The organism is Zunongwangia endophytica, from assembly GCF_030409505.1.
In the GTDB taxonomy this organism is placed as follows: Bacteria; Bacteroidota; Bacteroidia; order Flavobacteriales; family Flavobacteriaceae; genus Zunongwangia; species Zunongwangia endophytica.
Window position 1 is genome coordinate 2,425,645 of record NZ_JAUFPZ010000002.1, and the last position, 22,016, is coordinate 2,447,660.

At 36.7% G+C, this 22,016-nt stretch carries 22 protein-coding genes and 2 tRNA genes; 20 read left to right on the forward strand and 4 right to left on the reverse strand.

Translation table 11 applies throughout. The features are described from left to right. Positions 1-21 precede the first annotated feature (21 nt). From QWY91_RS10565 to QWY91_RS10660, 20 genes are all read left to right on the forward strand, one after another. Positions 22-375: a hypothetical protein gene (locus QWY91_RS10565; protein ID WP_290234728.1), complete on the forward strand. Its 354-nt coding sequence runs from the start codon at positions 22-24 to the stop codon at positions 373-375. After that, entirely contained in the window at positions 375-1,718 is a 1,344-nt protein-coding gene (locus QWY91_RS10570) for a hypothetical protein (protein ID WP_290234731.1), read from the forward strand. The genes QWY91_RS10565 and QWY91_RS10570 overlap by 1 nt, the downstream gene beginning before the upstream one ends. A gap of 2 nt (positions 1,719-1,720) precedes the next feature. Continuing rightward, on the forward strand, positions 1,721-2,656 hold the full coding sequence (locus QWY91_RS10575; RefSeq protein ID WP_290234734.1) for a DUF6712 family protein: 936 nt from the start codon (positions 1,721-1,723) through the stop codon (positions 2,654-2,656). 2 nt (positions 2,657-2,658) lie between these two features. Further along, entirely contained in the window at positions 2,659-3,864 is a 1,206-nt protein-coding gene (locus QWY91_RS10580; RefSeq protein WP_290234736.1) for a hypothetical protein, read from the forward strand. Between the two features lie 2 nt (positions 3,865-3,866). Then, positions 3,867-4,685 (forward strand): IPT/TIG domain-containing protein, encoded by an 819-nt coding sequence (locus tag QWY91_RS10585; protein WP_290234738.1) that lies wholly within the window; start codon positions 3,867-3,869, stop codon positions 4,683-4,685. 2 nt (positions 4,686-4,687) lie between these two features. Continuing rightward, positions 4,688-5,248, forward strand: a complete 561-nt coding sequence (locus QWY91_RS10590) for a hypothetical protein (RefSeq protein WP_290234741.1) — start codon at positions 4,688-4,690, stop codon at positions 5,246-5,248. Positions 5,249-5,309: 61 nt separating this feature from the next. Then, entirely contained in the window at positions 5,310-5,825 is a 516-nt protein-coding gene (locus QWY91_RS10595; protein ID WP_290234743.1) for a hypothetical protein, read from the forward strand. Continuing rightward, entirely contained in the window at positions 5,825-6,226 is a 402-nt protein-coding gene (locus QWY91_RS10600; protein WP_290234746.1) for a hypothetical protein, read from the forward strand. Before QWY91_RS10595 ends, QWY91_RS10600 begins: the two co-directional genes overlap by 1 nt. 12 nt (positions 6,227-6,238) lie before the next feature. Beyond that, positions 6,239-6,598, forward strand: a complete 360-nt coding sequence (locus QWY91_RS10605; RefSeq protein ID WP_290234748.1) for a hypothetical protein — start codon at positions 6,239-6,241, stop codon at positions 6,596-6,598. Next, a complete protein-coding gene (locus QWY91_RS10610; protein WP_290234751.1) occupies positions 6,595-7,251 on the forward strand; it encodes a glycoside hydrolase family 19 protein in 657 nt (218 codons plus the stop codon). The genes QWY91_RS10605 and QWY91_RS10610 overlap by 4 nt, the downstream gene beginning before the upstream one ends. Before the next feature lie 44 nt (positions 7,252-7,295). Next, a complete protein-coding gene (locus QWY91_RS10615) occupies positions 7,296-7,721 on the forward strand; it encodes a hypothetical protein (RefSeq protein WP_290234753.1) in 426 nt (141 codons plus the stop codon). Between the two features lie 92 nt (positions 7,722-7,813). Further along, the gene (locus tag QWY91_RS10620) at positions 7,814-8,644 is read left to right on the forward strand and encodes a hypothetical protein (RefSeq protein WP_290234755.1); all 831 of its coding nucleotides are present in this window, start codon (positions 7,814-7,816) and stop codon (positions 8,642-8,644) included. Next, positions 8,625-9,134 carry a hypothetical protein gene (locus tag QWY91_RS10625; protein ID WP_290234758.1) on the forward strand — a complete coding sequence of 170 codons (510 nt, stop codon included), beginning with the start codon at positions 8,625-8,627 and terminating at the stop codon, positions 9,132-9,134. Before QWY91_RS10620 ends, QWY91_RS10625 begins: the two co-directional genes overlap by 20 nt. Positions 9,135-9,179: 45 nt before the next feature. Beyond that, positions 9,180-9,647 carry a hypothetical protein gene (locus tag QWY91_RS10630; RefSeq protein WP_290234760.1) on the forward strand — a complete coding sequence of 156 codons (468 nt, stop codon included), beginning with the start codon at positions 9,180-9,182 and terminating at the stop codon, positions 9,645-9,647. Further along, complete coding sequence (locus QWY91_RS10635; protein WP_290234763.1) at positions 9,647-12,163, forward strand: phage tail tape measure protein; 2,517 nt, start codon at positions 9,647-9,649, stop codon at positions 12,161-12,163. The genes QWY91_RS10630 and QWY91_RS10635 overlap by 1 nt, the downstream gene beginning before the upstream one ends. Before the next feature lie 2 nt (positions 12,164-12,165). After that, positions 12,166-14,106: a BACON domain-containing protein gene (locus QWY91_RS10640; RefSeq protein ID WP_290234765.1), complete on the forward strand. Its 1,941-nt coding sequence runs from the start codon at positions 12,166-12,168 to the stop codon at positions 14,104-14,106. Continuing rightward, a complete protein-coding gene (locus tag QWY91_RS10645; RefSeq protein ID WP_290234768.1) occupies positions 14,103-15,887 on the forward strand; it encodes a hypothetical protein in 1,785 nt (594 codons plus the stop codon). Before QWY91_RS10640 ends, QWY91_RS10645 begins: the two co-directional genes overlap by 4 nt. Before the next feature lie 111 nt (positions 15,888-15,998). Continuing rightward, complete coding sequence (locus QWY91_RS10650) at positions 15,999-16,340, forward strand: helix-turn-helix domain-containing protein (protein ID WP_290234771.1); 342 nt, start codon at positions 15,999-16,001, stop codon at positions 16,338-16,340. Further along, the gene (locus QWY91_RS10655; RefSeq protein WP_290234773.1) at positions 16,333-17,079 is read left to right on the forward strand and encodes an ImmA/IrrE family metallo-endopeptidase; all 747 of its coding nucleotides are present in this window, start codon (positions 16,333-16,335) and stop codon (positions 17,077-17,079) included. Before QWY91_RS10650 ends, QWY91_RS10655 begins: the two co-directional genes overlap by 8 nt. Continuing rightward, positions 17,057-17,596 (forward strand): hypothetical protein, encoded by a 540-nt coding sequence (locus tag QWY91_RS10660; RefSeq protein WP_290234776.1) that lies wholly within the window; start codon positions 17,057-17,059, stop codon positions 17,594-17,596. Before QWY91_RS10655 ends, QWY91_RS10660 begins: the two co-directional genes overlap by 23 nt. 1 nt (position 17,597) lies before the next feature. Here the strand turns inward: QWY91_RS10660 and QWY91_RS10665 are convergent, their stop codons facing one another. From QWY91_RS10665 to mutS, 4 genes are all read right to left on the reverse strand, one after another. After that, on the reverse strand, positions 17,598-18,905 hold the full coding sequence (locus QWY91_RS10665; protein WP_290234779.1) for a tyrosine-type recombinase/integrase: 1,308 nt from the start codon (positions 18,903-18,905) through the stop codon (positions 17,598-17,600). 58 nt (positions 18,906-18,963) lie between these two features. After that, a tRNA-Leu gene (locus QWY91_RS10670) sits at positions 18,964-19,049 on the reverse strand. A gap of 18 nt (positions 19,050-19,067) precedes the next feature. Further along, positions 19,068-19,140: transfer RNA gene (locus QWY91_RS10675), tRNA-Gly, on the reverse strand. Between the two features lie 90 nt (positions 19,141-19,230). Then, positions 19,231-21,831 (reverse strand): DNA mismatch repair protein MutS, encoded by a 2,601-nt coding sequence (gene mutS / locus QWY91_RS10680; RefSeq protein WP_290237087.1) that lies wholly within the window; start codon positions 21,829-21,831, stop codon positions 19,231-19,233. Positions 21,832-22,016: the final 185 nt, after the last annotated feature.

Here is a 22,016-nt window from a genome sequence, read left to right on the forward strand (position 1 = left end):
AGTCATTCGCACTTTTGGAGTATGGCAGAAGAAACTATCTATTTAAATCAAGTGCTCGAGATAATGCGCAAACCTGACTCTGATGGTAAAGCGGTCAAATTCGATATTGCCGTGCGCACTTTTAATAGAAATTCTAAAAGTGGTGGCACTTTAAATAGTTATGAGAATGCCAAACAAGTGATGAAAGAAGCAGGAATGGATAAGAATAGTATCTATGCCTTACAGCACTTCAAAAAATCAAAAATTCCAAAGATTAGAAAGAACCCGCAGCACTTCTCTAATAAGACGCGTAATATTCGTCTGGAGAACGGCGAGGTTAAGAAGATCCATATTCGCTACATCATTTCATTCAACGGCAAAAAAGTCATTTATTAATGAGTCTATACGAACATAACCATATTCATTTCGGGACCGGTACCGAGGCAGCATTTGTATTCTCCGGAAAAGGGAAAGGAAATCATACCAGCGCTCCAATTGAAAAAACTGGAGTTAGCACAACAGGGAAAATCGTAAAGTGGGGTGATGATAATCAATATCCTAATAGATTTCTAGAAGTTGTTAAGAAAAATGGGGCCGCTGGATCGAGTTATCGATTTAACCGCGCGGCTCATTATGGGCAGGGATTTCGATTAATGAAACCTAAGGAAGCTAATAATGGAAAGGAAGATCTTCAAATCGTATCGTTAAACTCGGTACCGGACATCAGAAAATTTTTCCGAAGAAATAAAATTCACCGTGTATTTACCGAAATTATTACAGATCTAGAGACTTTTGATATTGGGTGGCCAGAGTATATTCTTACCAATGACTACTCGAAGATTTACTCACTCCGCAGGCTGCAAACTGCAAAAATGAGATTTGAAGAAATCAATCCAAAGACCGGCATAATTGAAAACTCTTATTTCTGTCATAATTGGAAACCTCATACCACAGTAGATAGTGAATATGTGAGTAAAATTGCGGTGGTAGATAATTATTGCAGCGCTGAAGAAGTGAAGGAACATTGTAAGCGGAATAAAATCCACAAATTCACTATGCCCATTTACTATCCCCTTATTGATGAAACTTACTATCCTGAACCTTCACATCATTCCGTTTTCCGCAATGGATGGATGGAAGTAGTAAATGCCATTCCTGAATATAAAAAACACTTCTCAGAAAATCAGTTAAACGTAAAATACATGGTGTATATCTCTGATGAGTATTTCACTCGCACCTATGCTGATGAATGGGAGAAATTCGACACCAATAAAAAACTGGAGATTCGTAAAAATTTAAAAGATGCTATTGATGCGCATTTAGCCGGAAATAAAAATGCCGGGAAATCCATTCAAACGACAGTTTTTAAGGATCGTGAAGGGAAATGGATTAAAGGTATCGAGGTTGTGCCTTTAAAAGATGAAAACAGCAGCGAGGGAAAAGGCCTATTAGATTCTTCTGCAGGTAACTCAGAAATTATGTCTGCGATTGGAGTGGATCCCAACCTTATGGGAGTTGGTATTCCTGGAGGAAAATTAAACGGAGGATCCGGATCTGATAAGCGTGAAGCCATGAGCATCCTAAACAGCCTTTTCAAAACGAAACGTGAGACCACTCTTGATATCTGGCGACTTCTGCGCGATTATAACAAATGGGACGAAGATCTGGAAGGTGACTTTGCTGTGACCAATCTTACTACGCTAGACAAAAACCCAACCGGAACCCAAAACGAGATCTAATTATGCTAGTTAAGAATATAGCAACTATACAGAAATACGCAATTGTTAATTACAATTTCACATTCGAAATAATCGAAAGCCAGGTAAGAAAACAAGAGCGGAAACATATCCTTTCCGTAATTGGAAGAGAGCTTTATAATTCGTGGAGCGATGCTGCTCCAGAAGACGAAATTGAAAAAGAAGTTTTTGATTTACTTGAGGAAGCTTCCTCAAATTTATCATTATTAAGTTACACCAAAGTAGGAATAGTCTCCTCTAGTAATGGCGGACTATATATTTCTACATCTTCAAATTCAGAACCAGCACAGTGGTGGCAGATAAAAGATCTACGAGTAGAATTATTGAATTCCGGCATGGAAGCTATCGATCAGGCGCTCGAAATCATGGAGGCTAACCAGGATAAATTTGAGAGCTGGGTTAATTCCGATCAATACACCATTTTTAAAGAATTACTATGTAGCCAAACAGCACATTTTCAAAAAATATATAACATATCAAAAAGTCGTCTCACTTTCCTCGCCTTACGCCCATACTTACGAAAAGTAGAAAAACAATTTTTTGAAGGTCTGTTGGGAGCTGAGACGCTTTTACAAATTAAAGAGGGAAATAGCCCTGAAGAAAGGAAAGCTCTTGAAATCTCCAGATGGGCTCAAGTATGTCTGGCCATTGCTGAAATTGCTAAAGAAGGCATTTTTGAGTTATCCTCTCGAGGTCTTTTTACGGTGTTCGAAGAAATACCGGGAATGAATAGAACCAAAGCAGATCAGGTCGAGCTTCTAAAGATCGAGCAATCCAAATCGCACGAAGGAAACGAAATCTTAAAAGATCTGATTCGCCATCTTAAGAAGTTCCCAGGCATCTTTAAAAAATACGATCAACGTGAAAATCAGAAATTAATTAATCCGGTTTTAAACGGTAAATCCATTGTAAGCTTGTAGTTATGGGAAAGGCAAAAAGACCATCGATAAATATTTCTGCAAAAAGAAATGTAAATCCCTCAATCAACCGGCGAACTGAAGTTGCTGCAGAAGACTTTGAGGAAATAGCTACGATTTTGAGCGATCATGCCGAATTGATTGATCAAGCTAATTTGAATCCTGAGAAGTTTTATAAATTTCACACTTCACTACCTGCCTTAAAAGCTGCTCATCCAGAAGCAGAAGAAAATGCATGGGCAGTAATAATTCCTGCCAATGGGAACACACAGTTTGTGGCCACTTTCGAAAATGGGCAATGGAGAGCTTCAGAAAATGAAGCTCCAGTTCAATTATTTAATACCATTGCCGATCGGCCTGAAGAAGGCCAGGAAGGTATTTTCTACATCGTAAAGGATGAAAAGATAATTTATCTGTGGTATAACAATAAATGGAATGCATTTGGAAAGGACGGTAATAACGGCCTTTCCGCTTACCAGGTTGCAGTTGCTCGAGGTTATCAAGGAACTATCGACGAATGGTTAGGAACTTTAGAAGGGAAATCAGCTTATCAATTAGCAAAAGATGAAGGATTCGAAGGAACCCAATCTGAATGGATCGAAAGCCTAGGTGGTATTCAAGGAAAATCAGCTTATCAATCTGCTTTGGATAATGGTTTTACGGGAACAGAATCAGAGTGGTTGCAATCACTATTAGGACCAAAAGGAAAATCAGCTTATCAATCTGCTTTGGATAATGGCTTTACTGGAACAGAGTCAGAGTGGCTAATATCTTTAATTGGAGGTAAAGGAGATCCCGGCTTATCAGCTTATGAAGATTGGCTATCTAGAGATAACCAGGGAACCTTTGAAGAATTCCTAGAAACTCTTAAAGGTCCTGCTGGGGATGTAACTGCAGCACAACTAGAAAGTGCAAAACAGGAAGCAATCAATGAAGCGAAAGCATATCACGATCAGAATAGTCATACAGGAAGCTCTAATAGTTTAGGAACAAACATTGAATTTGGATTAATTGGAGAAATCGATGGCCAAAATAAAATATTTCAAACTTCAGAAGAATTTCAGCCTAGTAAAATATTGGTCTATCTAAACGGATTACTTCAAACTCTTGGAGATGATTACTTTGAAAGCACGACACAAATAATTGAGTTCGTTGAAGCTCCACCTGTTTTTTCAGACGGTACAAAATCAAAAATTATCGCAATCTATTAATTATGTCAATTACAAAAATACATCCAAATCAATTAAAAGATATTCCAAGTTATCCAGAACCATATGTGACTTCTTTATCTGAAACATCTTCAATTCCAGATTTAACAAAAGATATCACAGTTTACGGTGACTATTTCACACCAAATATGACAGTTAATATTCTAGACAATACAGTTAGTGATTTTAGATTTATTAGCAGTAAAGAAATTAGTTTTAAGGTAAGATCAGGTAATCAAGAAGGTGCTTTCAATATTATATTAAATAATGGGCGTATCCTAACTTTGACAAATTACTGGGTTGTAAGCTTAGGAGAAGTTTTAGTACCGCAAGTAGATGATTGGACTAACTTAATTAATAACCCAATTTTGAGTATAGGCGGTATCAAAAAAGATATCGAAAACAGTCTAGTGAGCGCAGACTGGGTAAATATTGATGCAAATCAAGATTTTAGTATATATGGAAAATTAGAGGATTTTACTTTAGGGGGATCAACAGCAACTTCAGGTAATGTAACACAAATACAGCTGTTGAATGCAGATACTTTAAATGAAGTGTCTAGAATGGTATGGAGATTTAATTCGTCTTTCACTTTTAAGCAAATTAGATCCTATTTAGCTGATGGTTCGAGTTCAGGAGATGGAGACGGAGGCGATATATTTAACGATGTTGGAAGGTTATCAAGAATAGGAGAGTCCTGGATTTTTTACGTAAATGACATACAAGAACATATTTATAATAGTGCAGGATATACAGGAGCATTATTAGTCAGAGTTTCAGCATATAATTCAGGACTTAAACAAATAAAACTTATAAAACACTAAAGATGAAATTATTACCTAAAAATGGTGTATATAATTCGCCTATGGCAGTTCAAGGAAAATTTGAGAATGTTTTCATTGAAGACCGAGAAATAACTATCAAAAGAAACGAAAATTTTCTATCAGTAAAATTTGTCATGTTTTATTTAAAAGACGAGAAAGAAATTATTCTAGGATCTAAAACTATGGAGTTTTGTGGTCTTGAAAATGATTACGCAAATTCTACAAATATCGCAAGCATCTTCAAATATCCTAATCCTGATTATGATCCAAATTTTGATATAGCGGAATCAAAATCGGATGAAGACTACAAAAAGACTATTGAATGGATTGAAAATGTGAAGTTGATGGAATATTTAGCTTTAAACAACAATAAACTACCGTACGGAGCAATCATTACAGAGTACGGATACCCAACATTCGAAGTGGTTCTACAATATTTTGAAGGAGGTACATTAGATGATCCAGAAGTTCAAATAAATAATGAATTTGCTCAGGGTTTTCTGCTTAACAAACTATCCATAAATGGAGAAATTGTAGGGGACCAGTTTATTTTCTTATCATAATCCTCCTGTCCTTTTTTTAAAATCACTGGGTTCAGACTTTTACATTATAAATCTGAACCCAATGAATCTCTCAAATTTCAAATCCTGGCTATCTGAATTCTTCAGTAATATTGGCCAGTTGCTCCTAGCTTTTTTTCTTATTCTCGTAGCCTTTGCGCTATTCATTCCCTGCTTAGTTGCTTCTCTTATTTGGAAAGTAATTGTTTCCATTACCAAAGAGAATCGAAAAGCTCGAGATATTATTTCCGGTACAAAGCAATTCTTTTTGGCAATTGCTATCGCTTTAGATCAACTTGGCAATGTTGCCTTTGGCGGTTTTTTCAATTGGTTCTTTCTGAAGAATGAGTATGGTCTTTATAATTTCGGCTCAGCCCATGAAACTGTAAGCGAAGTTTTGGGATGGAATCTTTATCTGGAGCATTTAAACCAAAAAGGTAAATATATGGTTGCTCTTCTTAACTGGATCGAAAAAGATCATTGTATCAAAGCCATGAGATCCGGTATTCAAACGGCACAATTCAAAACTGAACATTGGAAGGATGTTCAGGATTATCAAGTAAACTCAAAACCTCAATAATGAAAACAATTCTTACACTTTTGATTGGGTTCTTCCTAATCACTACCAACACCTTTGCGCAGAAATCCGAAAAAGAACCTGTTGAAGATTCGGTCACTATTAGCATTCCGGCTACTGTGGTTCTAAACCACGAAGGCAAAATGCTTATTACTGATCGATATAACAAGAGGCACTTCGAGATCGAATCGACCAGAGAAATTTCCCAGGGAAAAGAATATGAATTTATTCTCCAGTTCAAAATTTCCGATCGGCAAAAAAATCATTGTATCGGCTGCACCGGAATTTTGCCGGCCACTTTAATAGACTTTACAATTACTCCCTATCAAGCAAAACTGGATCAGGCACGAATAAGGGATGCATTGCGTAATAAAGGATACGATAAAAGCCCCAGATACCAATAGTAAAAATAATTTATGCTAGCTCTTCAAACAGAATCTCTTTCTAAATTTTCCGAATATGGCCTGCCCGGACTTATAATCCTTACGCTTATCATAGCTGTTGGCTATCTCTTCAAGGTTGTTCATGACTATAGCAAACAAGATAGGAAGCGGGCCGATCATTTTGGAGAAGCCTTTATGAAAATATCAGGGGATCAAAATGAGACTAATCGAAAAATCGTTGAAGTTACTGAGAAGATGGCCGATCAGAATAAGGTATATCATCAAGATACCACCAGAAGACTCGAAGAAATGCCTGCTAAGATCCTCAAGGAATTTGAATATAGAAACTTACAGAAGTCACAAAATTCCTCAAATACTACACCTGCACCATGAACTTAACTCCCCTTCAGAAATTTCAGAATTCGCAATGCTTAGATCCAGATAATGATTTTGGGCCATTGACGATTAAAGCAATGCGTTTTGCATTTTCATTGAGCATTGAGCAAACAGCTAATTTCGCTGGGCAATGTGCGCATGAATCAAATTATTTTAAGCGCCAGTTTGAAAACTTAAATTATTCTTACGAAAGATTATTGCAGATCTTCTCCCACGATTTTGATACCGATCGAAACCGGATCCTTTCTGACGAAGAAAAACAAGTGGCCAGGATCCTGGAAAGAAAACCGCAGCAAATTGCAAATTTCGTTTACGCCAACCAAAATGGAAATGGTGATGAAGCTTCTGGAGATGGCTGGCTATTTCGTGGGCGTGGTCCTCTGCAATTAACCGGTAGAAGAAATTACCAATTATTCGCTGCTGCGATGAATGATCAGGAAATCATGTGCAATCCAGATCTCGTGGTTACTAAATATTATTTTGAAAGTGCATTATGGTATTTCGAAAGTAATAATCTCTGGAGTATTGCGAAGAAAACAAATCGAGTAGCTATTAAAAATCTTACCAAACGAGTGAATGGAGGATATCATGGGCTTCAGGATCGTATTAATAAAACTATAAATTTCGAAGGATGGTTACGCGCTGCTTAATTTTAATAATTGTCATATCGCTATTTGGATGTAGTTCGAGAAAAGTGGAAACGCACAAAAAACTGGAGTCAGTTTCTGAACTACGTCAAAATGATATCCAGGAACTGCAAACTGAAAAAATAAAAAGTGATATCCTTCGAATTTCGGAAAATTGGGATCTCAATCTAAAACCTGAAGATCCCAATAAACCAATGCAGGTTATTTATGGTAATGACACTCTTAATTCTACCAACGCAAATGTATCACTAAGCAAAAATAAAGAAACTGAAAATGCTCAATCGGTGACCGATAAGAAAACTGAAAAATTAGATCAATCTAAATCAGAAAAAGAAAAAGGTTCCTCTGAAAAAGGAAAATCAACCGATCGACAGTCTCCAAGCTGGGGATTAAATATTGGACTTATTTTTGGGATCATCTTGTCAATTATTTTGATATCCCTTTACTTCAAAACAAAAACTCCCAAACCCTAATTTTCTCAAAATATCCATGCTTTGAAAGGACAGCAATTTTGCTGTCCTTTTTTTAAGGTTTCTAGCTATCGAATTTAGCCTAAAATATAAGCATGGGGATCAACATTTCATTAATTGTGAAGCTTCCAAAATTCTGGAACGAACTAAGCGAAAAGCAGCTGGGTAAAATTGCTGTGGTCATAGAGCATTTTAGAAAATTCTATGAGCTTTATCCTAAAAAGGCTAACACAGCGATAAATAGGCTTTACTCGAGAATTTGTAAAATACTGCTTAGCTCCAATAATTTCCTGGTACAATATATTGCCCTGGTGCAAATTCCTCCGGAGGAATATGCAGATCATGTTGCATTTATAAATAAGGAAAACAATAGGACTGTATTTCCCTCAGCTTTCGAGATTGGTAATGAAGTGCACCACCCTCCGGCAAATAGGATACAAAACCTATCGATGGAAGAGTTCAGCTTTGTAGATGCATTGTTTTTTAACTGGAGATTAAAAAACGATGCGAGATATCTCGATTTGATTTGTGCAACGCTCTACCGAGCTGCCGGATCTCAAAATCCAGATTACGACATTAGGCGACCATTTAATAAAATCATTTTAGAAAAATCTCTTACAAAGTGGCTAAATGTTTCCGACGAAAAAAAACTGGCCATTGCTTATACTTTTGAAGGCTGTCGAAATCAAATGGTAAAATTATATCCTAATACATTCCCGAAATCCCCAAAGGAAACGAAGAATACTAAAATTCAGCAAAAGCCCCAATACACTCCTTTCGGTCAGCTGCTCAACTTCAAAATAAATTTTGATCCATCTAAGCTCGAGCAAACCGAGCGCATGAACATGCACAAGTTTTTAAGCACCTACGAAAATGAATTAGTAAACGATAAAAAAGCAAAGAAAAATGCCAGAACTAACCCATAAAATCACTGTTGATTATTTTGAAAATATAAATCTTCAATTAAAGGATTTTCCGGAAAAATCATTTTTCAGGATGGATCTGGAGGAACTTTTCGGTGCTTTTAGAACCGGGATAAACTTTCCGGCAATGAGCGTGGAATCTCCAGAAGGTGATGGCTCTAAATCTATTCCTGAAAATAGTATTATTGGTCGGTTCTTCGCATTCACGATTTGGCAAAATCCACAACGTGGTAACTTTGAAGCACAAAACGATATGCTGGATGAATGTGAGCGTATAGGTCTTAAGATCATCGCACGTATGCGTTTAGAATCTAAGAAACCCAATTCTATTCTTTACAACAAATTCAAAACTTCAACCGTAAGCTGGAAACAATATGGACCTGTCTTTAACGAACAACTATACGGATATAGATTTCAAGGCACTTTTGAAGGTAACGAACCTTTGAAAGTGAATCCTGAAGATTGGGAAGATCTTAGCATTGCCTGCCCTTAAATCGCTGTCCTTTTTTAACGGCCCTATAGCTGCCAATTTTGAATTATGCCAGGAGATATAAAATCAAAAGAAAAAGCAATTGGAAAACGTGCTGCAAGGATAGCCGAGAACTATGTTCACTCCATCCTAAAGAGCAAGCTTAATATTCATAATAAGGGTGATGCTAATACGGTTCCTATTCTTGAAGCTACCAGGATTACTGCTAAAATGGGTACGCATCGACTACTTGGTTTAAACTTTACTTCGAGCAAAGTAGGTTTTATGCTCCATTATGGTGCTGCAGGTGTTCGTGAAGGCGGTAATGTTTACCTAAGAGCTTCGCGGTACCATAAAGGTGAAACGCTTAGAAAACCGCACCAGGTTAAACTTCCGCAATTTCAATTATTCGATGATATCTATAAAAAATCAGATGCACTCGATTATCTAATCGATGCACTTGGCGAAACCAGAACTGACGATGTAATGGCCAAAATCTCCAACCTGGTATTGCAACTTAATACAGAGGATAAATAATGGGTGCACAAACTAAAGTATTTAACCTCGCTATTCGTGTAAATGACAAAGAAGTCAAAACCACGATGAACTCTGTAGGTAAAGAACTGCGAGCGCAGCGTGGCTATGTTCGAAATCTTGAAGAAGGAACAAAGAAGTGGAATGAGGAAAATGCGAAGTTAGCTAAGATGGAGAAAACTTACGATGGCATGAAAACGCGCCAACGTGAGTTTATCAACCAAACCAAAGAAGGAGAAAAATCCCTTCAGAATAATCGAAAAGCAATTAATCAATTTGGTGAGGCCTTTGGACAGGTAACAGGTGGTATTGTTACTGGAGACCTTATGATGGTTCAAGAAGGACTTAAAGGAATGCGAACCAGTATTATTGGAGCAACTAAAGCAGCGGTCGCTTTTATCGCCACGCCTTTAGGGATGGTGCTTGCTGGTTTAGCAGTCGCCATTGGTGCCGTAACTCAATATTTTAGAGATTCCGAAGAAGGCCAGAATGCCTGGAATAAAGTAAGTGCGGTTACTGGCGTGGTTGTGGGAAACCTAACCGATTTACTTTCCTTTTTAGGGAAAATTATAGTTGATGTGTTTTCGAATCCCAAAGAGACCATCGAAGCTTTGGGTAGTTTCATAAAAACGAATATAGAAAATCGAATTACAGGTTTAATTAAGTTCTTCCCGAAACTAGGAGAAGCAATTGATCTAGCGCTTAGCGGGAATTTTAAAGAAGCTGGAAAAGTTGCATTCGATGCCGTTACACAAATTACAACGGGAGTAGAAAATTTTAGCGATAAAGCGGTAGATGGTTTTAATAGCGCTAAGGATGCATTAAATGATTACGGCAACGAAATGGCCAGTGAAGTGAAGCGCCAAATGGAGCTGAGTGACATGGCCGCTGAAGCTGATAAAATTGAACGCCAGTTAATTGTTGATAAAGGCAAGGTTGAAGCACAAGTTGCAGAAGCTAGAAGAAAAGCCAGGGACGAAGAAAACCTCTCTGCGGAAGAACGCCAAAAATTACTGAATGAGGCAAAAGCTGCTCAAGACGATCTTTACGAGCGAGAAATTAAAGCAGCTGAAATCCGGCGCCAGATTAAGGCAGAAGAAAATCAATTTTCAAATTCTACTAAAGAAGATCTTACCGAAGAAGCCGAGCTTACTGCAAAAGTAGATCAACTAAGAAGGCAAAAAGCAGATGCCGGAAGAAATTTAATGCGTGATGAGCTAAGGATTAATAACGAATTACTAAAAGCTTCTAAGGACTTAGCTAAAGCAGACCAGAAAAGACTTGATGAACTTGCAAAATTAGAAACCGAATACAATAAGAAAAAAGAAGATCGCCTGGCAGATTCTGCCCTTAAACAAGCAGAACTAGAACAAAAAAGAGCCTTAGAAAAAGCGCAGGCATTAGGAGCTGAACAGGAGCTAATTGATCAGATTCGGGCAGAGCACCAGATAAAGATCGATGAAGCCAAAGCTGAAGAAGAAGCCAAGGAACTAGAGCGTATGCGCACTTTCGATGAAAAGCGCCGAGAATTGGAAAATGAGCTGGAGCTTCAAAAAGCAGAAACTGAAGCTGAAAAAGAAGAGATCCGTCTTGCCCAGGAATTAGAAAAAGAAGAACTGGCGTGGGAGAAAAAGCTGGAGGAATTTCAAAAAGAAATGGAATTCCTACAAATGACTGAGGAGGAGAAAGCCAAAGTTGAACAAGCTATCAAAGAATCTCACGAAGCTACAATTAATGGCATCCATGAAAAGTGGAAAAATAAGGAACTAAAAAAAGAGGAAGAAATTGCCCAGGCAAAAAGGCAATTATGGAGTGACTCTTTAAACGCAGCGATTAATATTGCAGGGCAGGAGACGAAGATCGGACAAGCATTATTAATCGCGAAACAGTTGATAGCAGCCAAAGAAATGGCGGTTGAACTCGGTTTGTTTCAATCTAAAATGAGCTTAAAAGCAGCCGAAGCGACCGGAGATATTGCAGCTGGTACCGCAAAGACTGCAGCAGTAGGTTTCCCTCAAAACATACCCTTATTAATTGGTTTTGCAGCTCAGGTTGTTGGTATTGTGGGCGCTATTAGAAATGCTGCGAAAGCAAAAAAAGATGCAAAAACAACTGGATTCTTCAATGGCGGGCATACTGGATATAGTGGTCTAGGGTTTATCGATGATTCTGGCCATGAGCCTGTAGGTTATGTACATAAAAATGAATATGTGATTCCTGAAATTGTGAGGAAAGATCCCGAAATGCCGCAGATCGAGAAATATATTGAGAATAAACGAAGAAAGAAACTTGGTCTTTTCTATAATGGCGGTCCTACTTCTCCAGAAGAAACGAACCCTGTTAATACTGGTGCCGACTATGCCACCACCTTTATCGCCGCGATTGATCGTCTATTAGAACGTTTAGAAATACCGCTAAAGGCAATTGTGACATGGGACTACGAAACCGAACAAAAACGCCAGGCTGCCCAAAAAAAACTAGATAAGATTAAAAGTAAATCTAAAATTAAAAATTCATAGAAATGCCAGATAACCCACATGAAGGCTACGAATTAGGACTAAACCCAAGAAGCCTTTCTATTAAGTATAAAAAGTTTTCGGGAGTAATTCCAAATGAGATGGTGGCCTTATTATGGCGGTACACAGTCGAGGATAATGTAGAAATTCTGGATGCGCCTCAATGGCTCTTTGTTATACTCGAAGAGATTTGGAGATTAGACAGTGGTAAAGTAGGAAGATCCGATTATAAGATTGCTATAAATGAAAATATAGCTAACAATCTGGCACCGGGAAATTATTCCGCTGATATCAAAATAAGAGGAACAGTCTCCAGCAATTTAATCTTAGGAGGTAGGCCTTTAACATATACACTTCAGATAAATTTAACGATTCTAGAAGGTACTCGATTAGATATCGATAACAGAAGTTTTAAATTTGAATATAGGCGAGGACAGAACCCACCCGCATCTCAATTTCTTCGTGTAACAAGCGAAAAAAACTGGCAGATCGTATCCGATCAACAATGGCTTAGATTCTCCCCTGAAACAGGCCAGGGAAATACTTTGGTCACGGTAACGGCAGATCCGGCAGGAATTACGACTACTACAAACCGGGCTAATTACGTGGTAAGCGATGGTGATGTACAGATACAAGGAGTTTCATTTCTCTATATTTTTGGAAGCACAGGACAGGATTATATCAATGCGAGTAAAGAACTTATCACTTTCGCTGCAAACTATCAGGAAACAGTATCACTATCACAAAGATTTCAAATAGATTCTTCGATGAATACCCAAATTTCTACGAGCGTATCCTGGTTAGAGGTTAATCCGGTAAACAATATGAGTGGTGTTAGAGAAATCGAAGTAACAACAATAAATACTGAGTTACTTGAAATAGGCAGCTATAATGCCGTAATAGAAATTGAGGGTTCTAATTTTGGTTCTGTATTTATAGATGTCGTTTTAGACATTGTAGAACAGATTACTCAAGGATTAGAATCAGGTAAATTATATTATGCGGGAGATCGAAATAAAATACAGCTTGGCAATGCACAGCAAAATGCAGAGATCTACTTAAATTTTATTACCTCCGGAACTCTTCAAACACAAAGATATACAAGGCGGACACCGTATTTTCGCAATACCGCCAGTATAATAATCGGCCAAGAAACCGAAACTCTTTTACGTCCTCAAAACTTGCCAACGCTCAATACACAAAATTATATACCAGTAATTCCTATTCGCTATGACTTTAAGGTATTTGATAAGCAAATGGGACAACAATTGAGAAAAGAACGGGCCGATTATTCTAATATACTTTTTCTTAATGGCAATCGTCCGTTAAGCAATAGCCTTTGTTACATACCTGAGATTCTTACAATTCCAAATGATGGAATTTTAGCACTTTCATGGGTAGCAGGAGAAATGATCGATGTTATAGAAATAGCTGGTGATATTCAAAGTCTATTGCCGGTAACAGTAACCGGGAAAGTACAGAGTTTTATTTTTAATGCCAGTGATTTTTCACTTTCTACAGGACAAAGTTTTCAAATTAAATGTGGGCAGCTCTCCATTCAAGTAATAATTAAACCAGCAGATTTACCTACAACACACTTAATATGGTTGAATGAATGGGATTGTCCGGAAATTTTTAATTGCGACGGCATCTTCAAAATTATCGATGAAGAAGAAAGTACCATAGCTACACGTAATAGAGACGGTAAAGAATATAGCACTATAGTTGAAGTACAAGAGCCACAGGATTTTGAAGTTGGTACCGGGAATATCTACAGCGAAGAAGAAGTACAACATCTAGCCACTATACTTCGATCAAAGCGGGTTTGGATTCAGCATGGCCAGAAGCGCTGGGAAGTTCTAAGAGATTTTCGAAACCTGGTAACTTCTGAAACCAGGAGGCATAACAGAAATTTTAATCTAAAATTCAATCTAGCTACTAAATGATCTATCTACAAACAGAAACCTTCCAAATCGATATTAGTCGTTTTGGAGTTAGCCTTAATGAAGAGAGTGATTTATTTACAGATAGTGTAAATAAAAATTATTCTTTGCCCTTTACTGTAGAAGGTGACGCAGAATTACTGGCAAAATTAGGTCTGGCACATTTAGAGAATGTTACCGAAATCGATGTGCAGATACCATGTCGATTAATACTTCCTACCAGGCATTATAAAGCAAATCTTTTTATTGGCGAGATAGAAGGTTATAGGATAGAGTGTACAATCACCTATGGTGATGAAGATCTTACTGTTTATGATGTAGAATTGAAAAACTTGCCCTGGCCACAAATCGTAACTCCAGATCTTCGACAATATGCCAGATCTACTAACAGAAAAAAATGGCCAGATACCGCATTTAATTTTCCTATGGTTTGGAAACCCAAAATCGCAGAGGATGATAATTACGAGGCTTTTGAAGGGTATATTAATAATTATAAAGATTACGGTTATGTAGAGAATGTAATAGATACTAGCGGAGAGGAAACGCGTTATTTAAACAAAAATGTGATGGCACCAATGCCCTACCTTCTTGAAATTGTAAGATTCATTTTTGCACAAGAAGGTAAAACAGTCTTTGGCAAAGCAATCGATCATCCAGATTTGAAACGTGCGCTCTATATACCCGAAACTTATCTTGAAAAATTTCGCGGTAGTGAATATCAAAGCTGGTCGTTTGTGGAACCATCCAGACAGAAAAATGAAAATTTAAAATCGTATAGCGTATACGAGCGAATATTATCCCCTACCGAAATTGGGAGTTTTGAAATTGATTTTTCTATAAGTTTAGATCCTGTACAGGCACGTTATTTTGAATTTAATATATATCGCCAGGATTCAATTTCTAACGAGCGAACGCTTTTAAAAGAAGCGCGATCAACAAGCAATCGAGTAAAATTAGATGATAAATTTTCTATTACTATAGAAGAAAAAACACAATTTGATAAAATTGTTGTAGAGCTGATTTTGGAAAACCAAAATCAATCTATAGCAAATTTTAATAACTTTGAATATAGTTTTAAGGGAGGCCGCTTAAATCAATTCCCTACGGCATTTAGCCTTGCTAATTTTGTACCAGATATGACGGCCGGGGAATATATTAATTTGATTAAGAACTGGCTTAATTTGGATATTGATATACAGGAACGCTTTGTAATTATTAATTTCGCTCAAAAATCGGTATTAGAAAGAACATCTAGAGACCACTCTCATCTTGATGATCCTAAAAAGAAATTTACGCATAATTCTAATCGTTTTTATAAGATTAGTTATGCGAACGGAGAAACTTATTTTTATAACAAAAACGGCCGGGTATATTCAGACCAGATCGAAGAAGGAACCGAGGAAATTGAAATCGAATTAGATTTACAACCGGCATTGGTAGAACCAAACAAAGGAGTTACCACAGCCATAGCTCCAAAAGAAACTAGCGATCTCGATTTTTGTCTATATGATGGCGTAAATGTAAATGGCTTGCCAACATGTGCAGAAAATATTAGCCGAACTTTATCACTAGATAATGTAGGAAATAATTTTTGGGTAAACTGGTTATGGTTTCGGATTCACTCAAAAAGCTTTAAAGATAGTTTTGAATGCTCCCCACAGGAAATTTACGAGTTAAAGGAATTAAGCTATAAGTACAACGAGCTACACTTAATCAAAAAGCTATCGAAAAAATATCAATCGGAGAAAGTGATGAAGGTTGAAGTGGAGAGTGAGAGCTTTTAATGTTACATAAATATTGATTCGGGAATTTAATTTTGAAAAATGTAACAAAAATATTATATTTAAATATATATTTGCACCGCTTTTCAAGAGCGAAAATTAGCATATACGATTATGAAAGAAATCATTGCACGTAATTTTAAACTTTTACGAAATAAATTGGGTATAACTCAAATCGAAATGGCTGAGTACCTTGATTTATCTTCAAGAGAAGTTATAAGCTATTATGAAAATGGAGATAGAGATATCCCATTAGATATTTTAGAAAAATGTTGCAACCTATTTGGCGTTGAATTAATAGAATTATTTGAAGAGAATGAAGCCAAAGTAAAGACCAATATTCATTTTGCATTCCGAGCCGATGATCTGGAAAAAGAAGATTTAAAATCAATAGCTGATTTCAAAGAAATAATGAAGAATTATGGTCGAATGAAACAATTAATGAATCGTGGCTAAAATCAACAAAAATTTAATTGAAAAAAACGCTAATGATTTTAGAAATATTAATGGTATTAGTCCATTTTCTGCATTAGATCTAAATAATCTTCTTAGAAAATTAAAGGTTAATACCTTGTTTAAGCCACTTTCAAATAATTTTTCTGGAATGGCGATTAAGTCTGATTCTCTTTTTATACTAATAAATACTTCTCAGAACATAGGCAGACAAAACTTTACTATTTGTCACGAACTTTACCACCTTTTCATACAAGAAGATTTTAACATTGAGACCACGTATCAAGTCGGAAAATTTAATCGTAAAGATATTAATGAATTTAAAGCTGATTGTTTCGCTTCGTTTCTGCTTATGCCTGAACAAGGCGTTTTTTCGCTAATCCCTAATGAAGAGATTATTTATTCAAATGTAACTTTGGATACAATTGTTAACCTAGAACAATACTTCAAAGTCTCTAGGATCGCGATGCTGTACAGGTTATTAGGTTTAGGTCTGATAAACAATAAACAACTCAGTGAATTCTCAACAGGAGTAATCATCAGTGCAATTAAGCGAGGTTATTCCGAGGAATTATATAAGCCTAATTTTAAAAATGAGTTAATAAGTGATTATGGAGATTTAGCTAACAAATTACTTGAATCCGAAAAAATCAGTGAAGGTGATTATTATTCTTTAATGAGAAGAATTGGTATTGATGTTTTGTCGAATAAATACTTAGATGATGATCAAAGATCTATATGATTCGATAGACAGTTCAAAATTAATTTTATTTGATGCTGATGTTATAATTCACTTTATTACTGGGGATAGGTTGTTAGATCTATTCAATATAATGCCTAATGATAGCGTAATTCATGAAAAAGTTCATGATGAATTATGTGCCAATAGGAATACCAAAAAAACATTAGATAATTTAAAAAGTCTTGGTTTCTTTAGTCTAATAAATTTTGGAAGAAACTATGATATGATAAGAGAATATGCCCATATTACTTCAGTTCAGTTAAGGGGTGCTGGTGAAAGTGCATGTATGGCATACTGCAGATATTCCGATGATATAATTGCAAGCAGTAATTTAAAAGATATAAAAAATTACTGCAACTTACATAATATGCAATTTCTCACAACTTTTGATTTCATAGGTTTAGCTTATCATACAGGGAAATGGACTGAAGATCAGTGCAATAATTTTATAAATAAATTGGTTGGCAAACATAAAATTCCTTATAAAAACCTTCAAGATTATTTAAAAAGCCTGTAAATTAAAATTCCAAGGTGAATATATTCGAGTGATCTGGCGGGATCGATTTTTTATGTTTTCTAAGATAATTCTTAATACCTGCAACACTTTTATGTTGAGTGATAGGCATTAATTTAAACAAAATTTCCTGCTCTCCCAATCCTTCATCAATAAGACTATTATATAAGTTCATAATCGCCGTGTGTCTGCAGCTGTAAATTCCGTATTCCCTGCCAAAGCCCAATCTGGTCTTTACTTCTCTAAATCTTTTACCAAAATGATCTGCTTTACTTTTCAAGGAAACATCCCAATCTGCAGGCTTATTTTGATTCGTAAATAAAGTGTAAGAAGGTAGGCTGTTCTGGAGCTCCATTTCTTTGATGGTCGGCTTCAATTTTTCGATAACACGCCGAACACTTAAATCATCAGTTTTGGTTTCGACCTGGAGTAACCAGTTTTTGGTATTGATATCTTTAACCTTCAGTCGGCAAATTTCAAGAGGCCTTAATAGTGAATAAATTACAAACGATACATAGTGTATTAAATACGGATCTGTTTTCTCCAGTTCCTCCCTGATCACCTTGAGCTCTTCTACGGTAAAAGCTTTATTATTAACAGGATCCGATTCTACATTCGGAATATCCTTAATGAAATTATATGGAATATGCCGTTCATTCTTCATCGTGGTAAACAATGCAGAAAGACTCGACTTATGATTATTAACCGAACTGCCGGAAACTTCTTTCCCTGTTTGCTCATTTACATAATCAAACCGCAGCCAATCAAGGAATTCATAAAAATGATCGATACTAAAGCGTGCCGGATCTAAACCATAGTAGCCGTTACTTTTTGCCCAATCTAGAAACCTATTTTTATGAAAGTCGTAACCATTAAGTGTAGATTCCTTTTTTCCGGATTTCAATTTGATCTTATAAGCATATTCCATTGCAGTGGCCAGCGTCATTTGTGGTCCACGTTTTTTGGATTTCTTATTGCGTTCTTCGTTATCAGGGATCCATCCGCGCTCTAAAGCAGTGGTAAGAATAGAAACTAAATGCTTACCAGCAATCTTTCTTTCTTTGACCGTCTTTAAACGATTTATTTTTTTAGTGAAAGTAAATTTTCGATCTAAAGGTCCGTCTGGATTAGTACGCCAGTAGAAATTCACATTCCATCTTTTACCAGGACCAACAGTTGGTTTTCCGTTAGTCTTGGGAATATAAAGTTTGGGTTGTGAATATCGCTTTTGACTCATAGAAATCTCTAAAGAAATGGTAGTATTTCTAGGGACGTTTCTAGGGACGTTTTCGTTTTTTAGTTTCTTTTTCATAGCTAAAACGAAGGGTCTAAAAACGCGAAAACCCCTGTGTTTGCAGGGGTTTTCTCTGTACTCGGAGCGGGACTTGAACCCGCACGAACGTTGCTGTTCATTGGATTTTAAGTCCAACGTGTCTACCAATTCCACCATCCGAGCATAATATTATATATACTGAGCGAAAAACGGGATTCGAACCCGCGACCTCCACCTTGGCAAGGTGGCGCTCTACCAGCTGAGCTATTTTCGCGTATTTAAAAGAACTTTCGGTTTAACCGATGCGCAATTGCTTATTGCGGATGCAAATTTAGCACATTTCTTAAAACGACCAAGCTTTTTTTTATTTTTTTACGATTTCAGCCTTATTTTTTTGTTTTACCGATAGCATTCGCTTTATCTCATTCAGCTTCATTAAAGCCTCCACCGGCGTAAGTGTATCAATATCAATACTTATCAATTCGTCTCGCAAATCTTCTAATAATGGATCGTCGAGATGAAAAAAACTAAGTTGCATTTCTTCTTCTGCAGATTTTTTTAAAACATCTCCACTTTCTTCCATATTATGGCTTTGCTCGAGCTTTTTTAGAATCTTATTCGCGCGGTGTAAAACTTGTTGCGGCATTCCTGCCATTTTAGCGACATGAATCCCAAAGCTATGTTCACTACCACCTGGAATAAGTTTTCGAAGGAAAAGTACGTTGTCCTTTAATTCCTTTACAGAGACGTTATAATTTTTAATTCGGGTAAATGTATCACACATTTCATTTAACTCATGATAATGCGTCGCAAATAGCGTTTTTGGACGTGATGGATGTTCGTGTAAATACTCGCTAATTGCCCACGCAATAGAAATCCCATCGTAAGTACTAGTACCACGACCAATTTCATCTAAAAGCACTAAACTCCTTTCAGAAATATTATTAAGAATATTTGCAGTTTCATTCATTTCTACCATAAAAGTAGATTCTCCCATCGAAATATTATCGCTAGCTCCTACCCTGGTAAAAATTTTATCTACCAAACCAATATTTGCGGCTTTTGCGGGCACAAAACTCCCCATTTGTGCCATTAGTACAATTAGAGCCGTTTGTCGTAAAATAGCCGACTTACCACTCATATTAGGCCCGGTGATCATAATCACCTGCTGCTCCTCGCGATCTAAGAAAACACTGTTTGTTACATAAGATTCGCCAATTGGCAACTGTTTTTCGATTACCGGATGGCGACCTTCTTCGATTTGCAATTCAAAACCTTCCTCTATTTCAGGCTTACAATATTGTTCTATTTTGGCTTGCTGCGCAAAAGAGCATAAACAATCCATTTGCGCGATAAGTTGCGCATTTTGTTGTACTGGCTGAATATAATCATTCATCCAAAGCACCAATTTCGAAAATAATTGCTGTTCGAGTTGAAGTATCTTTTCTTCAGCTCCTAAAATTTTAGATTCGTATTCTTTCAATTCTTCAGTAATATATCTTTCAGCGTTTACTAAAGTTTGCTTTCTAACCCATTCAGCAGGCACTTTATCTTTATGCGTATTTCTAACTTCTATATAATAACCGTACACATTATTGTTACCGATTTTTAACGAAGAAATTCCGGTTGCTGCACTTTCGCGCTCCAACATATTGTTTAGATAATCCTTGCCGGAAAATGCAATATCGCGAAGCTCATCTAATTCTTTATGGAAACCTTTAGCAATTACATTCCCTTTCTGAACTAAAACCGGCGCCTCCTCATTAATACTTTCGGTTATTTTAGACCGAAGTAATTCGCAGGCATGTAAATTATCACCAATAACTTTTAAAGCTTCATTCTCGCAGTTTAAAGCGGTCTCTTTTACCGGAATAATGGCTTCTAAAGAATTTTTAAGCTGAATAACTTCACGCGGACTTACCTTTCCAGTGGCTACTTTTGAAATTAAGCGTTCTAAATCGCTCATTTCTTTAACCTGTTCCTGGATTTTATATAAAATCTCGGGATGCTCTAAAAGATAACCAACAACTTCGTGACGCTTTTTTATTTTTTCTGAATTCTTTAAAGGAAGCGCCAACCAGCGTTTAAGCAGTCGCCCGCCCATTGGAGAAATCGTCTTATCGATCACATCTAAAAGTGTTACCGCATTGGCAGCATTGCTGTGATATAATTCCAGATTACGGATGGTAAATCGATCCATCCAAACATATTCTTCTTCAGCAATTCGGCTAATCGCCGTGATATGCTGCAGTTTGTTATGCTGAGTTTCGGCTAGATAATGAAGAATCGCTCCGGAAGCAATAATACCTTCTTCCAAATGCGAAACCCCAAATCCTTTTAAAGAAGCAGTTTCAAAATGACTATTTAAAGTTTCTGAAGCAAAATCGTTTTTAAAAACCCAATCTTCTAAGTAGAAAATATGGTAATCTTCCCCAAAATCTGATGCAAAATTCTTTTTATATTTCTTCTGAATTAAAACTTCACTCGGACTAAAATTCTGAAGCAACTTATCGATATATTCCTGAGTTCCCTGCGCGGTTAAAAATTCTCCTGTTGAAACATCCAAAAAGGATATCCCCAGATTTCTTTTTCCGTAATGAATAGCACATAGGAAGTTATTCGATTTGCTATTTAAAACCTCGTCGCTTAGCGCAACACCGGGAGTCACCAATTCGGTTACGCCGCGCTTCACGATCTTTTTAGTCATTTTGGGATCTTCTAACTGATCGCAAATCGCTACCCGTTGTCCCGCTTTTACTAATTTAGGTAGATACGTATTTAGCGAATGATGCGGAAAACCAGCAAGCTCACTTCGCTCACTACCATTGTTACGTTTTGTAAGTACAATATTTAAAATTCGGGCAGCCACAACAGCATCTGCTCCAAAAGTTTCGTAGAAATCTCCCACCCGAAACAACAACATTGCATCGGGATATTTAGCTTTAATAGCCGAATATTGCTTCATTAACGGAGTCACTTTTGCTTCTTTCTTTGCTGCCAAAATCTTAGTATTTAGAATTGGCTAAAATAAAGAAACCGCTTTGCTATCCGAAAATTTGAAGCCTGCTTTTATTCACATTTTTTTGATTAGATGTGAGATATGAGAATTGAGTTTTAAGAATTAGCTTTGAGCAGTCAGCTAATATTAAA